Origin of the sequence: Alteromonas sp. H39, from assembly GCF_047556435.1 — a bacterium.
In the GTDB taxonomy this organism is placed as follows: Bacteria; Pseudomonadota; Gammaproteobacteria; order Enterobacterales; family Alteromonadaceae; genus Alteromonas.
Genome location: NZ_CP180210.1, coordinates 1,747,339 through 1,762,655 on the forward strand (window position 1 = coordinate 1,747,339; position 15,317 = coordinate 1,762,655).

Annotated in this window: 14 protein-coding genes; 11 read left to right on the forward strand and 3 right to left on the reverse strand. The window is 49.8% G+C overall.

Features of this window, described 5'->3' with window-relative positions:
- Positions 1-2: 2 nt before the first annotated feature.
- From prfA to kdsA, 5 genes are read left to right on the forward strand one after another with little or no spacing between them, the layout of a single operon-like run.
- Complete coding sequence (gene prfA, locus ACLBLI_RS07725) at positions 3-1,088, forward strand: peptide chain release factor 1 (protein WP_414830515.1); 1,086 nt, start codon at positions 3-5, stop codon at positions 1,086-1,088.
- A gap of 8 nt (positions 1,089-1,096) precedes the next feature.
- Entirely contained in the window at positions 1,097-1,933 is an 837-nt protein-coding gene (gene prmC, locus ACLBLI_RS07730) for a peptide chain release factor N(5)-glutamine methyltransferase (protein ID WP_414830934.1), read from the forward strand.
- Positions 1,934-1,988: 55 nt separating this feature from the next.
- On the forward strand, positions 1,989-3,539 hold the full coding sequence (locus ACLBLI_RS07735; RefSeq protein WP_414830516.1) for a DUF3369 domain-containing protein: 1,551 nt from the start codon (positions 1,989-1,991) through the stop codon (positions 3,537-3,539).
- A 26-nt stretch (positions 3,540-3,565) separates the two neighbouring features.
- Positions 3,566-3,940 (forward strand): SirB2 family protein, encoded by a 375-nt coding sequence (locus ACLBLI_RS07740; RefSeq protein WP_414830517.1) that lies wholly within the window; start codon positions 3,566-3,568, stop codon positions 3,938-3,940.
- A gap of 21 nt (positions 3,941-3,961) precedes the next feature.
- Entirely contained in the window at positions 3,962-4,816 is an 855-nt protein-coding gene (gene kdsA, locus ACLBLI_RS07745; protein WP_414830518.1) for a 3-deoxy-8-phosphooctulonate synthase, read from the forward strand.
- A gap of 62 nt (positions 4,817-4,878) precedes the next feature.
- Here kdsA and ACLBLI_RS07750 read toward each other — a convergent pair whose 3' ends face one another.
- Positions 4,879-5,160: a hypothetical protein gene (locus ACLBLI_RS07750; RefSeq protein WP_414830519.1), complete on the reverse strand. Its 282-nt coding sequence runs from the start codon at positions 5,158-5,160 to the stop codon at positions 4,879-4,881.
- A gap of 219 nt (positions 5,161-5,379) precedes the next feature.
- Between ACLBLI_RS07750 and ACLBLI_RS07755 the strand changes: the two genes are divergently transcribed.
- From ACLBLI_RS07755 to ACLBLI_RS07780, 6 genes are all read left to right on the forward strand, one after another.
- Positions 5,380-6,279 carry a transcriptional regulator GcvA gene (locus ACLBLI_RS07755; protein WP_414830520.1) on the forward strand — a complete coding sequence of 300 codons (900 nt, stop codon included), beginning with the start codon at positions 5,380-5,382 and terminating at the stop codon, positions 6,277-6,279.
- A complete protein-coding gene (locus ACLBLI_RS07760; protein ID WP_414830935.1) occupies positions 6,272-6,904 on the forward strand; it encodes an alpha/beta family hydrolase in 633 nt (210 codons plus the stop codon). The genes ACLBLI_RS07755 and ACLBLI_RS07760 overlap by 8 nt, the downstream gene beginning before the upstream one ends.
- Positions 6,904-7,293, forward strand: a complete 390-nt coding sequence (locus ACLBLI_RS07765; RefSeq protein ID WP_414830521.1) for a DUF423 domain-containing protein — start codon at positions 6,904-6,906, stop codon at positions 7,291-7,293. Before ACLBLI_RS07760 ends, ACLBLI_RS07765 begins: the two co-directional genes overlap by 1 nt.
- Positions 7,286-8,365: a 23S rRNA (cytidine(2498)-2'-O)-methyltransferase RlmM gene (gene rlmM / locus ACLBLI_RS07770; protein ID WP_414830522.1), complete on the forward strand. Its 1,080-nt coding sequence runs from the start codon at positions 7,286-7,288 to the stop codon at positions 8,363-8,365. Before ACLBLI_RS07765 ends, rlmM begins: the two co-directional genes overlap by 8 nt.
- Before the next feature lie 201 nt (positions 8,366-8,566).
- Entirely contained in the window at positions 8,567-10,651 is a 2,085-nt protein-coding gene (fusA, locus tag ACLBLI_RS07775; protein WP_414830523.1) for an elongation factor G, read from the forward strand.
- Between the two features lie 323 nt (positions 10,652-10,974).
- Positions 10,975-12,273, forward strand: a complete 1,299-nt coding sequence (locus tag ACLBLI_RS07780; RefSeq protein ID WP_414830524.1) for an MFS transporter — start codon at positions 10,975-10,977, stop codon at positions 12,271-12,273.
- Positions 12,274-12,295: 22 nt separating this feature from the next.
- Here the strand turns inward: ACLBLI_RS07780 and ACLBLI_RS07785 are convergent, their stop codons facing one another.
- Together ACLBLI_RS07785 and ACLBLI_RS07790 are read right to left on the reverse strand one after the other, a co-directional pair.
- A complete protein-coding gene (locus ACLBLI_RS07785) occupies positions 12,296-14,347 on the reverse strand; it encodes a transglutaminaseTgpA domain-containing protein (RefSeq protein WP_414830525.1) in 2,052 nt (683 codons plus the stop codon).
- A complete protein-coding gene (locus tag ACLBLI_RS07790; RefSeq protein WP_414830526.1) occupies positions 14,344-15,315 on the reverse strand; it encodes a DUF58 domain-containing protein in 972 nt (323 codons plus the stop codon). The genes ACLBLI_RS07785 and ACLBLI_RS07790 overlap by 4 nt, the downstream gene beginning before the upstream one ends.
- Positions 15,316-15,317 lie beyond the last annotated feature (2 nt).

Here is a 15,317-nt window from a genome sequence, read left to right on the forward strand (position 1 = left end):
GAATGAAAGACTCGGTCGTCACAAAACTCGAAAACCTCGTAGAGCGTTTTGAAGAAGTCCAGGCACTGCTCGGCGATCCTGACATTATTGGTAACCAGGACAAGTTTCGTAATCTGTCTAAAGAATTCAGTCAGCTGGAAGATGTGGTTGGTGGTTTTAACCGCTATAAGCAGGCGCTGGCAAATCTGGAATCGGCGCAGGAGATGCTGAACGAAGACGACGCCGAAATGCGCGAAATGGCGCAGGAAGAAATCAAAGACGCCAAGTCAGAAATCGAGCGGCTGGAAACCGAATTGCAATTACTGTTGCTGCCCAAAGATCCCAACGATGATCACAACTGCTTTTTGGAAATTCGTGCTGGCGCTGGTGGTGATGAAGCGGCGATTTTTGCTGGCGACTTATTTCGTATGTACAGCCGGTATGCTGAAACCCGCGGCTGGCGCGTCGAATTGATAAGCGCCAATGAGGGCGAGCACGGTGGCTTCAAAGAAGTTATCGCAAATATAACCGGCGATGGCGTCTATGGCATTTTGAAATTTGAATCGGGCGGTCATCGCGTTCAACGTGTTCCGGAAACCGAGTCGCAGGGGCGTATTCATACGTCGGCCTGCACCGTGGCGGTGCTGCCGGAAGTTCCAGAGTCGGAAGCGATTGAAATAAACCCCGCAGACTTGCGTATTGATACCTTCCGCGCATCCGGTGCCGGCGGTCAGCACGTTAACAAAACGGACTCTGCCATTCGTATTACTCACATACCTACTGGTCTGGTCGTTGAATGCCAGGACGAACGTTCGCAACATAAAAACCGCGCGAAAGCGATGTCAGTACTGCAGGCACGCCTTAATCAGATTGAAGAAGAAAAGCGTGCAGCCGAAGAAGCCTCTACCCGAAAAAGTCTGGTGGGAAGTGGCGATCGCTCAGAGCGCATTCGCACTTATAACTTCCCACAGGGCAGGGTGACTGACCATCGTATCAACCTGACAATCTATCGGCTCGATGAGGTGATTGAAGGCGATTTGAAACAGCTAATGGAACCTATTCTGCAGGAACATCAGGCAGATCTGCTGGCTTCGTTGTCTGAAGTATAATTGTGTCTCTGACGGTAAGTGAAGCGCTGGCCTGGGCACAGAAACGGTTAGCGACGCAGGATGACGCCGCAGTTGCTGCCAGAGTGCTGCTCGCATCAGCAACTGAGCAAAGCCAGACATGGCTTTACACCTGGCCAGATAAACACCTGTCAGATGAGCAATGGGCGACGTTTCAGCGCGTCGTTGAGCGCCGTAGTAAAGGCGAACCTGTCGCCTACATTCTGGGGTATCGCGAATTCTGGAGCCTGACGCTGCGAACGTCACCTTCTACACTGATCCCACGGCCTGACACCGAAGTGTTGGTAGAAGCCGCACTATCACGGCTTTCCTCTGGTAGCCAGCGCGTCTGCGATCTGGGCACTGGCACCGGCGCGATTGCACTTGCTATTGCCAGCGAACGTCCCGATTGTGACGTACTCGGCTGTGATTTGCTTGAAGAGGCAGTGACGCTGGCGACCTGCAATGCGTCAGATAACGGCATTACGAATGCCTCTTTTGTGCAGTCTTCGTGGTTTGACAACCTTCACGGTCGCTTCGAAATGATAGTGACGAATCCACCTTATGTAGAGCAGCAAAGCCGGTGGCTACAAAAAGGCGATGTGCGTTTTGAGCCCCACAGTGCGCTTACTTCCGGTGTCGATGGACTGGATGATATCCGAATCATCGTTGCCCAGGCGCCAGGTTTTTTATCCGCTGGCGGCTGGTTGCTGATTGAACACGGATACACCCAGGGCGAGGCTGTCAGAGCCCTTTTGCAACGTCATGGTTTTGCACAAACGCAAACCATTGTGGATCTCGCCGGACACGACAGAGTGTCGGTTGGGCGTCTGCAGACTTGCGAATAATCCCTTATACAGTACTATCACTGTTGAGCTAATGCGGTAACAAAGGATCACGCATATGAATGACGACTTGTTGTTCGCCGACGACGAAGAAGAAGAACCGTCTGAGCAACTTGGCGCGTGGAAAATTCTGGTTGTCGATGACGAACCGGAAGTTCATGCTGTCACCAAGCTGGCCCTCAGTGATTTTGTGCTTAATGGAAAAACGCTGGATTTCATCAGTGCATACAGTGGCGAAGAAGCGAAAAAGCTGTTTCGCGAACATGGCGATATTGCCGTGGTGTTGCTGGATGTGGTTATGGAAACCGACGATGCCGGGCTGAAAGTGGCTGATTACGTGCGCAATGATCTGGATAACCATTTCACCCGCATCATATTGCGCACCGGCCAACCTGGTCAGGCGCCGGAAAAAGATGTCATCATCAATTACGACATCAACGACTACAAGTCGAAGACCGAACTGACAGCACAAAAGCTGTTCACAGTGATTATCGCTGCTTTGCGCTCCTATCGAGATATCATCGTCATTGAAGAAAACCGCAAAGGTCTTGAGAAGATCATTGATGCTTCGGCAGACATGTTCTCCACGCGCTCCTTAGAGAAATTCATGCAGGGCATTATTCAGCAATTGTCTTCTATTTTGGGTTGCTCGCAAGATGCCGCTTATATTACGTCAACCGTAGCGATACCTAAGCCCATCAATAAACATGATCCGGAAGAGTTGTTCGTGTTTGCCGGTAATGGCGAGTATGCGGGTAAAGAGGGGGTCCCACTTCGGGAAGCTGTGACTCCTGAAGAATACGCGTTGTGTCGTAAGGCATTACAGGAGAAGACTATCGTTTATGCTGAAGATCACGTTGTAGCGTATTGCGACAGTAAGTCCCGTAAAGGATCGTTGCTGTACATGTCTGGGTTACCCCGCCGGATTGGTGACACTGACAAGCGATTGGTGAAACTGTTTTCTGACAACGTGCAGATAGCCTTTGAAAATGTGCTGATGACCAGTGAGATAGAGGCCACGCAGCGCGAAATTATCGAGCGGCTAGGTAAAGCCATGGAGTGTGACAGCCCCAATAGTCAGCACATTCTGCGCATGGTGAAAATGGCTGACCTGCTTGCAGTAGAACTCGGACTAAGCGAGAGTGAAAGGACATTGCTGCGCCTTGCGGTGCCTCTTCACGATGTAGGCAACACGCGCGTTCCTGCACAGATCCTGGAAAAAACCGGGCCGCTAACGGAAGACGAAAAATACGCCATTCGTCAACATGCCGAGTTTGGTTACCAGATCCTCAAAGATTCAACCCAGCCAACCATTCAACTGGCTGCGACACTTGCCCGCCAGCATCACGAACGATGGGATGGCAAGGGGTATCCGGATGGGCTTAAAAAGGACCAGGTGCGTATTGAGAGCCGCATTGCGACGTTGGTTGATGTGTTCGATGCGCTTTACAACAAACGACCGTATAAACCTGCATGGCCGATAGAAAAAATAATTGAAACCCTGAAAAAGGAACGGGGTGGGCATTTCGAGCCTCGGCTGGTGGACATTGTGACTAAAAATATCGATGCGTTTATCGAGATCCAGCGCGCTAACCCTGACCAAGAATAAAACAAAAATACAATAAGGAATTACCGATGTATATGATGGCTAAACACCTGCACCTTACGGCAGTTGCGTTGAGCATTTTGCTGTTTATTCTGAGATTTATCTGGGTACAAATGGACCCGGCGGCGCTGCAGCGGAAATGGCTGAAAATTGTTCCGCACGTTGTCGATACCATTCTGTTAGCCAGTGCGGTGTGGTTGTGCGTGCTTCTGTCGCAATATCCTTTTGCCCAGACATGGCTTACTTTTAAGCTTATCGGTGTTATCGCCTACATTGTGCTGGGTTTGGTTGCGCTGAAAAAGGCAAAAACAGTCCCCGTACGTTGGATCACGTTTCTGCTGGCGCTGGGCGTGCTGGCGGCAACCGCAAAAGTTGCGGTTACCAAACAACCCCTGTTTTTCTGATTTAAGAGTATTTATTACTGTATGACTGTTTCTACTCACGCTATTCAGGTTGGCGACATTAGCGTAGCCAACGATAATCCCTTTGTTCTTTTTGGCGGCATGAACGTCTTAGAATCCCGCGATCTTGCGATGCGCATTGCAGAGCATTATGTGGAAGTGACACAAAAGCTGGGTATTCCTTATGTTTTTAAAGCGTCGTTCGATAAAGCGAATCGTTCTTCGGTTTCGTCGTATAGAGGTCCGGGCATGGAAAAGGGACTGGCTATTTTTGAAGAAATCAAATCCACGTTTAACATACCGGTGATCACCGATGTGCACGAGCCTTACCAGGCTGCGCCTGTTGCCGAAGTGGTTGATGTCATTCAGCTTCCGGCATTTCTCGCGCGTCAGACCGATTTGGTTGTGGCAATGGCGCAAACCGGTGCGGTGATTAATGTAAAGAAACCACAGTTTCTGGCGCCGCATGAAATGCGTCATATTATGGGTAAGCTGGCCGAGGCCGGTAACGAAAACGTTATTTTGTGTGAACGTGGCAGCTGCTTTGGGTACAACAATCTGGTTGTCGATATGCTAGGTATGGACGCTATGAAAGCGTATGCACCGGTAATTTTTGACGCAACACATGCACTGCAGATGCCTGGTGGCAGAGCGACTTCAGCTGACGGCAGACGCGCTCAGGCGGCGCAACTTGCACGCAGTGGCATGGCGCTGGGACTGGCCGGGTTGTTTATTGAGGCACATCCGAATCCGGATGAAGCAAAATGTGATGGACCTTGTGCGTTACCGCTCTCTAAGCTGGAGCCGTATCTGGCACAAATGAAAGCACTGGATGACCTGGTGAAAGGCTTTGACCCTCTGGATACCAGCAATCAGTAACAGATTGATGGCGGATACTGGCGGCGGGAGCCGCCAGTATTCGTATCAGGTGTGAGAAGATGTTACTCGCTGCGCTCCTTACGGGCTTCACTCGCTTTCTTCTCATTCATGGCAAACAGGCCTTTAGCCAGTCGGAGCTGAGTTTCTTCGGCAAGGGTGGTGACAGCTTGTTCACGTACCAGTATTGCAGCCTGATTAGCAGGCATAATATCGTGTAATGAAATCGCTAGCTGCGCAGATTTTACAAGCTCAGCAGCGGGCAGCTCCTGAGGTTGGACAGCGGCCTGGGTCGCAGCAGTGGCAAACGCCATTACAGACACGCTGGATAAAAGTAATTTTCTCATTTTCACACCTAATATAATTAATTTAAATTTCGTATCGCATTTGTTAATAGTGTTAACAACTCATACTTTGTAAGTGTATGTTTTGAAAACCTGATTTTTTAATGCGTGCAAATAATAAACACTGTTGTAGTGAAAATAAAACGAGTAAAAGTATGTCACTTGCATTAGAATAACTAATGATTTTGTCACTTAACTGTCACGCTGGGAAATAACCTGAGTATGCATCGCAGATTACCTCCTCTAAATGCCCTTAAAGCCTTTGAAGCTGCGGCTCGTCATTTAAGTTTTACTCGCGCCGCAGATGAGCTGTTTGTGACGCAGGCGGCGGTCAGTCATCAGATCAAAGCCCTGGAAGATTTCTTATCCATGAAATTATTCATCCGGCGTAACCGGACGCTGCTGTTGACGGAAGAAGGGCAGGCGTATTTTCTTGAGCTAAAGGACATTTTCAAGAACTTGCAGGAAGCCACAGAAAGGTTGCTGGCAAAAGGCAGCAAGGGGGCGATTACGGTCGCGATGCCGCCCAGTTTTGCCAGTCAGTGGCTGGTACCGCGAATTTCTAAGTTCAGCCTGGAGCAACCGGATATTGATGTGCGGATCAAAGCTGTCGATTTTGACGAAGGGTTTCTTGATGATGATGTGGATGTGGGTATTTATTATGGCAAAGGAAGATGGAGCGGACTTCAGGCCGACAAGTTACATACTGAGTTTCTGACACCGTTATGTTCGCCTATGCTGTTTAACGGGCCAAAGCCGTTAATGCAGCTTTCTGATTTACGCCACCACGTATTGCTTCACGACTCCAGTCGTGCAGCCTGGAAAAACTGGTTGAAACAAGTGGGCGTTGCTGGTGTCAACGTAAATCAGGGTCCTGTGTTCAGCCATTCTATGCTGGTACTTCAGGCTGCAGCACTGGGTCAGGGCATCGCGCTTGGAAACACAATTCTGGCGAGACCTGAGTTAGACGCAGGCCGACTAATAATGCCATTCGAAGAAAGGGTAGAAAGCCGGGATGCATTTTACCTGGTTTGTGATGAAGCGCAGGCGGAACTGGGTAAAATTGCCGCTTTCCGGGAATGGATCTTAAAACTGGTAGAAGAGGAGCAGGATGATGTTTGATATCGACATTATTAAGTCCGACGCACCGATAGCCAGATTGATACTGGGTCACGGTGCAGGTGCCGGCAAGCAATCTGACTTCATGCAGGATGTGGCGCACCGGCTATCGGCAGCGCACATTGAAGTGGTATTGTTTGACTTTCCGTATATGCAGACGATAACGGCAACAGGGAAAAAGCGTCCGCCAGACAAAGCGGAAAAGTTACAGTCTCATTTTAAAGCATTAAAACAACATGTTGACGACACCCACCCGGCCTTACCGACGTTTATTGGTGGAAAGTCGATGGGCGGGCGCATGGCAACACTCATTGCCGATGAGCTGGAAATACAAGGCGTGGTGGTTTTTGGCTATCCTTTTCACCCACCGGGAAAACCAGAGAAAACCCGCACGGATCATCTCGGCGCAATAACCACGCCCATTTGCATCATTCAGGGAGAACGTGACACCTTCGGTACCAAAGAGGATATTCAGGGCTATGATCTTGGCGTACAGGTGAAATGCCACATACTCGAAGATGGCGATCACAGTCTCAAACCACGGAAAAAAAGTGGCTTTACTTACGAGCATCACATTGAGCAAGCCTGTAATATTGCGCAGGCATTTATTAAAAAGCGGAGTCATTAATGCAAACTGTGGTTGTAGTAGCGGCGTTCAGCGCGCTAACTGCCGTTATGCTTGGCGCTTTTGGGGCGCATGGCCTTAAAGGCGTATTATCAGCCAGTGAGCTCAATACCTTTGAGATTGCCGTGCGCTATCAGATGTACCACGGGCTGGCTATGCTGGTACTGCCAGTATTAACCAACGTTGTGGCACGCCCCTGGTTGCGGCGAGCTGCCATTGCATTTGGCGTTGGCATCGTGCTGTTCAGTGGCAGCCTGTATTTACTGATTTTCACTGGCAGCAAATGGTTTGGCCCGGTTACTCCCTTGGGAGGCGTGGCCTTCATGGTGGGGTGGATCATGCTGGTAGTCGGAGTTTATAAGTATAGCGGTGCAGGTGAACATCATGGCTGAATTACTGGCTTATTGCCGTGCAGGCTATGAGAATGACACCGCCGCTGAGCTTACCGCAGCGACAGCGCAACGAGGGGCTTATGGTTATCCGGTGTTGCAGTCTGATTCCGGCTACGTCAGTTTTCCGCTTTATCAGCAAGAGGATCTTCACACACTGGCCAACACGCTTGCGGTCGCAGATACCATTTTCCCTCGTCAGTTAATTGCCGTCACGCAGACTCATGACGCGTTGGATAAGCAGGACCGCATCACGCCGATTCTGGAAACGGTGCGCGATATCAAAGAAATCATCGGGATGTCAGGCAATGTGCTGGTAGAATATGCCGATACAGAGGATGGCAAACAGCTGGCAAAGTTTTGTCGTAAATTTGTGGTGCCCTTACGTCAGGCGCTTCGCGGCGCCGGACTTCTGACTAAGAAGGAGTCGGATAACAAGCCGTTCATCCACGTATTTTTCACTGACTTCGATACCTGCAAAATTGGCTACAGCCTGCCGCAGAGTCGCAATCCCGCCCCAATGGGCATTCACCGGTTAAAGTTTCCGAGTGACGCACCGAGCCGCTCGACACTCAAACTGGAAGAAGCCATTGTGACCATGCTGGATGCGCATCAGCGTGAGCAGGTGCTGCGTGCAGGTGGTCGTGCTGTGGATCTGGGCGCATGCCCGGGCGGATGGACATATCAGTTGGTGCAGCGGGAAATGTACGTAGAGGCCGTGGATAACGGGCTAATAGCTGATAGTTTAATGAAAACCGGACTGGTTGGGCATTTTGCCGAGGATGGATTTACCTATCGTCCTGAATATGGCCGCGTAGACTTACTGGTTTGCGACATGATTGAACAACCTGACCGGGTGGCCCGGCTAATGGGCGACTGGCTGGTAAAGCAGCTTGCCGACCACGCAATATTCAATCTGAAATTGCCGATGAAAAAAAGGTACGACACGGTTGTTGATGCGCTCACGTTATTAACGCAAAGAATGACACAGGCGAAAATTGCATTTAACCTTCGGGCCAGACACCTGTATCATGACCGCGATGAAATTACCGTAACGGTAGTTCGACACGAATAGGTCATTCTCCCTATCAGACAACCCGATTTAAGAATCGCTTCTTAAAATCGTTCAAGTTGTTGAAATTAAAGAATTATATTGAAATGTGGCGCGGATCCGCTGGATAAGTTTTATTCTTTCTGCGGAAAAAGGTGTAAATCTGGTACTAAGATCCTTTATAATCCCGCCGTTTTTTTACTCTGAACCAACGAAAGTGAACTAATGGCAGACTTATCTCTTTACAGAAATATTGGTATTTTCGCCCACGTAGACGCGGGGAAAACAACCACGACAGAACGTATATTGAAACTTACCGGTAAAATCCACAAAACCGGTGAAGTACACGATGGTGAGTCAACAACTGACTTTATGGAGCAGGAAGCGGAGCGTGGTATTACTATCCAGTCAGCCGCTGTTACCTGTGAGTGGAAGAACCACCGCCTGAACGTAATTGATACTCCTGGACACGTTGACTTCACGGTTGAAGTTTACCGTTCACTGAAAGTACTGGACGGTGGTATCGGCGTATTCTGTGGTTCTGGTGGTGTTGAGCCGCAGTCAGAAACCAACTGGCGCTATGCTAACGAATCAGAAGTATCTCGTATTATCTTCGTGAACAAGCTGGACCGTATGGGTGCAGACTTCTATCGTGTTGTTGGTCAAGTCAAAAAAGTACTGGGCGCGACGCCGCTGGTAATGACCCTTCCAATCGGTATTGAAGATGATTTCGTAGGTGTTGTAGATGTACTTGAGAAGAAAGCGTACGTCTGGGACGACACAGGACTTCCGGAAAACTACGAAGTTAAAGACGTACCTGCCGACATGGTAGACAAAGTAAACGAATACCGTGAAATGCTGGTTGAGACTGCGGTTGAGCAGGACGACGACCTGATGATGGCTTACATGGATGGCGAAGAGCCGTCTATTGAAGACCTGAAGCGTTGTATCCGTAAAGGTACCCGTGACCTGGCATTCTTCCCAACATTCTGTGGTTCTGCGTTCAAGAACAAAGGTGTTCAACTGGTACTGGATGCGGTTGTTGATTACTTGCCTTCACCTACGGAAGTTGACCCTCAGCCACTGACTGACGAAGAAGGTAACGAAACTGGCGAGCACGCTATCGTTTCTGCAGACGAGCCTCTACGCGCTCTGGCATTTAAGATCATGGACGACCGTTTCGGTGCGCTGACTTTCGTACGTATTTACTCTGGTAAATTGAAGAAAGGTGACACCATTCTTAACTCTGCGACAGGTAAAACTGAGCGTGTTGGCCGTATGGTTGAGATGCAGGCAGATGAGCGAAATGAATTAAGCGCTGCACAAGCTGGTGATATTATCGCGATTGTAGGTATGAAGAATGTGCAGACTGGTCACACACTGTGTGATCCTAAGCACCCTTGTACCCTTGAAGCGATGGTATTCCCTGAGCCGGTAATCTCAATTGCTGTAGCACCTAAAGATAAAGGTGGTTCAGAGAAGATGGGTATTGCTATCGGTAAAATGGTGGCAGAAGATCCTTCTTTCCGCGTTGAAACTGATGAAGATTCTGGCGAAACCATTCTTAAAGGTATGGGTGAGCTTCACCTGGATATCAAAGTTGACATCCTGAAGCGTACCTACGGTGTTGAACTGGTTGTGGGTCAGCCTCAGGTTGCTTACCGTGAGACTATCACGCAGCAAGTTGAAGACAGCTACACGCACAAGAAGCAGTCTGGTGGTTCTGGTCAGTTCGGTAAGATTGATTACCGTATCAAGCCAGGCGAGCAGAATTCAGGCTTCACGTTCACCTCTTCTGTTGTTGGTGGTAACGTACCTAAAGAATTCTTCCCTGCCATCGAAAAAGGCTTTAAGGGCATGATGGAAGAAGGCCCGGTTGCCGGCTTCCCTGTGCTGGACGTTGAAGTTGAACTGTTCGATGGTGCATTCCACGCCGTTGACTCATCAGCTATCGCGTTCGAAATTGCAGCGAAAGGTGCATTCCGTCAGTCTATGCCTAAAGCAGGCCCACAGCTTCTTGAGCCAGTGATGAAGGTTGACGTGTTCACACCTGAAGATCACGTTGGTGATGTAATCGGTGACCTTAACCGTCGTCGCGGCATGATCAAAGATCAGGAAGCGGGCGTAACAGGCGTGCGTATTAAAGCAGACGTACCTCTGTCAGAGATGTTTGGTTACATCGGTCACCTGCGTACGATGACATCAGGTCGTGGTCAGTTCTCTATGGAGTTCAGCCACTACTCAGCATGTCCTCAGAACGTCGCTGACAAAGTGATTGAAGAAGTAAAAGCGCGTAAAGAAAAGAAATAAGCTTTTCTGATGTGTTTCAAAAGCCCGCGTAACTGCGGGCTTTTTTGTGCGTGGAAGCCTGAAGCGGCTGAGGGGAACAACACTGTCGCAAAACATGTGGATCTGGTTACATCCTATCCCACTTAGATACATGAACCTCACAATCGCGTTCTCAGCCAGCAAGAATGCAAAGCAGCACACAAATACTGCTTATCTGTAGTATTGCATCCCGATTATTAGCAAATCATTCGTTTTTCATTGTCAAAACTGCGCGAATTTGTCTTTGCGAAAGATGAATTATCTCTTACCCTTTGGGTTTTACTCTTTTTAAGCGGGCCAGACGGTTGCGGGCGTTTTTTTCTTTATATCTCACAAATCTTTTTCTTGTTGGGGGCACGGGGTTACTTACTACTTACCTTGCGCTGTATCTGGGACAAAAAAACGTATCCACATTCTGGGTAGGCTTGCTGACTTCCTGTTATTACGTTGGCCTGTTACTTGGCTCCAAGCTGGGCTATCACCTGATAAAATCTGTCGGTCACATACGCTCCTTTGGTGCCTGTACCGCGATGGTGACGGCTTGTGTTGCGTTGCACGGCGTTTCAGATAATCTTTATCTTTGGTTAGCGCTGCGGCTGGTTGTCGGTACCGGCATGATGTGTAATTTTATGGTGTTGGAAAGCTGGCTTAATGAACAGGCCAGTCACGAACATCGCGGCCGGGTGTTTTCACTGTATATGATTACATCCTATCTTGGCACCGTTCTCGGGCAGTTGGCACTGGCGCAGTTCCCCGAGTTGGGATATGCCCCGCTGTTTCTGGTTTGTTTCGCTATTGCCGTGGGGATCGTGCCCATCTCGCTCACCCGACGTATTCACCCTAAACCCTTAAAGCCGATGGACGTTGGATTCTTCAGTTATTTCACTCTGATCCCTCAGTCATTAACCGCTGTGTTATTTGCAGGCATTATCAACGGCAGTTTTTATGGTCTGGCCCCGGTTTTTGCCAGTCAGGCTGGGTTTGATGCCTCCGGTATTGCGACGTTTATGTCAGTGACGATTTTTGCCGGACTGGTGGCACAGTGGCCGATGGGGATGTTATCTGACCGCGTTCGCCGCAGTGTACTGATTCGCACTAATGCCGTAATACTGGTTGTGGTGTGTGGCGCGCTTTTCATACTGCCGCTTTCTCAGCAGGCTATGCTGGTGCTGACGTTTATTTTCGGCTTATTCGCTTTCACGCTGTATCCGCTATCTTCCGCTCTTGCTAATTCGCGGGTATCAGACGAAGACCGTGTGGGCGTGTCTTCGGCGTTGCTGGTAGCTTTCGGCGCTGGGGCGGGGCTGGGATCAGCGTTGCTGGCACAGGTGATGGTGTATTTGGGCCATACTGCACTTTATGGCGCCACGTCGCTGCTTTGTATGCTGATGTTTGGCGTGCTGTCAGTCATTAATTACAGGCAAAAGGCAGAGAAACCTAAGCACGCCGATTATGTGGTGAGTGCATCTGATATTACGACTTCGCCGTTGGCAGCGGCAATGGATCCCAGAATTGAAGAGGCCACAGCGCAGGACCAGTTACTGGTAGTTGAACACGACGACACTGGCGTAAATGAGCACGAAACGATCCGGGAAGCGCGATAGCGCTGACTGCTGTGAGATGTTCTTACCCCGGCGGGGTTGATGGTTTCGCATCGGTGCCATTAGTAGAAAGGGAAGCGCGTAGCGTCTTCAACGCTGTTTTCATGTCGATTAATATCGATTGCGGACGTTGTTGCGGTGCGTATTCAAGCGTTTCAAACCCGCCGATAAGGCGATGTAATGCGAGTGCAGCCTCGTCAGAGAGATGCAAAGACACGGCGTCTTCATACTCTCGCAAAGCACGTTGATTTCTGGCTATGCCGGTATGGCGAAAGAGCACCTTTTCTGCACGGTTGATAAGCTTTCGGTGAGCGGGAATGTCGTTTGCCCGCCAGCGTGGCAAAAAATAAACACCAAGGATAGCGGCAATCCCCGCCACGACTGACAGAAAGAACAGGGTCAGTCGCCATAAGGTGATTTCACCGAGTATACGTTCGAGCAGATTTTCCCGACTTTCAGCGTCGAAGCCCAGTACCCAGCGACTCCAAAGATAATCCGCATTAGCCATAAACAAGCGCAATGAGTCCATCATCGGCAACGAGTACAGACCGCTGAAAGGGGATTCAGACAGTGATTCTCCACTTTCTTCAAGCGCTTGCTGCAAACCAAAACTGACCCGTGCCGGTGACACGATACTGGTAGGATCGAAACGCACCCATCCTTGTTCTCCTAACATCGCTTCAATCCAGGCATGGGCATCATACTGTCTGACACTCAGCACGTTATCTTTGAGTTCTTCTCCACCATGGTATCCGGTAACGAGGCGTGCAGGTATGCCCGCCAGCCTCAGCACGTATGCCATTGCACTGGCATAGTGAGTACAAAAGCCCGCCTGTCTGTCGAATAAAAACGTGTCCACCGGGTTAACTGGCATGGGATCCGGGTTTAACGTATAGCGAAATTTCTGTTCTACAAAGAAGTTCATTACCTGGCGGATGAATACACGATCATCAGCATACTGCTTTCGAAGTTCCGCCACCCATTCCCGGGTAGCCGGATTGCCGCTGTCGGGTAACTGAAGGTTTAACCGGCTATCCATGTTCAGCAGCGTCTGATTCAGTGGCGTACGGGGAAAAGATCGCAGCCGGTAGGCGCGTTTACTCATCAGCGGTTGTGATGCAATTAGCTGATAATCTGCACTTTGCCAGATATAATCCCGGCTCGCTTGGGTGTGCGCAACGGCTACATCAATACCATACAGCCAGGATTTGCCGGTTGCCTCAGCAATCACCTGATAATCATAAAAAGGGCCTGTTGTCTCAGGCGTAAACTCCTGCCCAAATAGTTTGTACTGTGCCCGAATCTTGCGGCGGGTATCGCTGACCGACCAGCTTTTACCGTCAAAATGCTCCATTGTAATGGCCCGCCAATAGCGGTCCTGGGCTGCAGGCAGCGCATTTTCGAAGGTCGCGTTAAATGCCAGCTCATCGGACTGTGAGAGGCTGGCTATATCACCTGGTGTGACGGTATCTGATAACCCGGTGGTAGCGCTCTTAGCTGTTGGCATTTTCCACAGTGGTGGCAGTTGCGGCAAAATAAGGAAAAGAATGACGGCAATGGGGAGGGCCTGAAGCGACATCACTGCCAGCTTTCGCAACTGCCGAAGCAGCGGCATGCCAGGGGAGAATAATGAAGCCAGCGCAACCAGCAAGCCTACCTGCATCGCCAGGTAAAATGCTGTGGCGCTCATCGACTGACTAAAGATAAATCCGCAACCTATCAGGAACAAACTGCTGGCAAACATCTGTAAGAAGTCTTTTTTGCGACTCATCAGCATGAGCTTGAGAGAGCAGGCCATCACCAACAGATTTATCATAGATAGCAACAAGCCTAAATCCAGGCTAAACCACGCCAGCGTAACACCACACAACAGTGCCAGCAGATTCACCGTACGACTGCTTGGGGCATGGTTATACCACCCCAGATAGAGAGCGACCCGCACCAGCGCTGCGCAACCAGACAGGATAAGCACCCAAATTTGTAACGGGCTATACAGACTAACACTGACAATAAAAAACAGGATGGCCAGGATCAGACTGGCGCGATGTCCGGCAATGGGAAGACGTAGTGCCGTCATGCAATGGCTCCTACCGGTGCATAGCGGGCAAGTGCAGTTAAACAGCGATGTTTATGATTGTCTCCGGAGTCTGGTTCAATGGTTTGTCTACCCAGCTTGAGGCCGAAGCTAACCCGTTGTTCACTGAGAGTGATGATCTGAAATGCCAGTTTGCCCAAAGCCGTTTCAAGATCGTCTGATCCAGTCAGGCTAAGATAACCCATCTTTGCCTGTTGCTGACTGAACTCTTTGCTTACCCAGTCGCCGCCTTTCGCGACATGCTTCCAGGCTACCCGGTGAACGGGTTCTCCTGGAATATAGCTTCTCAGTGCGAAAAAATCATCGTGACCCGCTTGCTCTGTAGTGTTGCTGCCCTCGTCATGGCCCTCCTCCAGAAACACGACTTTACATGGTATAGGGGCGGGATACACCACCAGCGTCTGATTAAAATCCAGGTGTGTCCAGCAACGGAAGAGGCCCAGAGGATATTCATTGCTGAGGGTCACTCTGGGAAGTGGGTACACACCTCGGGTGCTGGTAAAATAGGGCAGAGTGAGATGCCCGTTATGCTCAGCAAGTTCACTGGTGATGCCGTCATCCTGTTGCCACCACGAAACCGTAAACAGGCCGTCTGGCATTTGTGGTTTTCCTGGTTGTTGGCATTGCAGTGTTAACGATGCATGATGACCCGCATAAACCGGCGTTATCGGCAATGCGCGAACATGCAACCTCGCAAAGTTCTGATAGCTCACAAACAGTGTGATCAGCATTAACGACAGCAGAAAATAGCACAGCAATAACATCAGATTGTTTTGATAATTGGTACCGAGAATAAATAAGCTGCCGCAAACCACAATAAAGCCCCAGCCGAATACCGAGGGAAAGATGAAGACTGACTTTAGGTCGAGCGCAAAACGCTGACTGGCGGGAATGCGTTTTTCCAGCCACTTAAGTGTGCGTCTTTGCAGGGCCCGGGATATTGCGGTCATGC

Coding starts and splice junctions, on each gene's coding strand:
- rlmM (WP_414830522.1), top strand. CDS start 7,286: ATGGCTGAATTACTGGCTTATTGCCGTGCAGGCTATGAGAATGACACC.
- prfA (WP_414830515.1), top strand. CDS start 3: ATGAAAGACTCGGTCGTCACAAAACTCGAAAACCTCGTAGAGCGTTTT.
- ACLBLI_RS07785 (WP_414830525.1), bottom strand. CDS start 14,347: ATGACGGCACTACGTCTTCCCATTGCCGGACATCGCGCCAGTCTGATC.
- kdsA (WP_414830518.1), top strand. CDS start 3,962: ATGACTGTTTCTACTCACGCTATTCAGGTTGGCGACATTAGCGTAGCC.
- fusA (WP_414830523.1), top strand. CDS start 8,567: ATGGCAGACTTATCTCTTTACAGAAATATTGGTATTTTCGCCCACGTA.
- ACLBLI_RS07755 (WP_414830520.1), top strand. CDS start 5,380: ATGCATCGCAGATTACCTCCTCTAAATGCCCTTAAAGCCTTTGAAGCT.
- ACLBLI_RS07740 (WP_414830517.1), top strand. CDS start 3,566: ATGTATATGATGGCTAAACACCTGCACCTTACGGCAGTTGCGTTGAGC.
- ACLBLI_RS07765 (WP_414830521.1), top strand. CDS start 6,904: ATGCAAACTGTGGTTGTAGTAGCGGCGTTCAGCGCGCTAACTGCCGTT.
- ACLBLI_RS07790 (WP_414830526.1), bottom strand. CDS start 15,315: ATGACCGCAATATCCCGGGCCCTGCAAAGACGCACACTTAAGTGGCTG.
- ACLBLI_RS07735 (WP_414830516.1), top strand. CDS start 1,989: ATGAATGACGACTTGTTGTTCGCCGACGACGAAGAAGAAGAACCGTCT.
- ACLBLI_RS07760 (WP_414830935.1), top strand. CDS start 6,272: ATGTTTGATATCGACATTATTAAGTCCGACGCACCGATAGCCAGATTG.
- ACLBLI_RS07750 (WP_414830519.1), bottom strand. CDS start 5,160: ATGAGAAAATTACTTTTATCCAGCGTGTCTGTAATGGCGTTTGCCACT.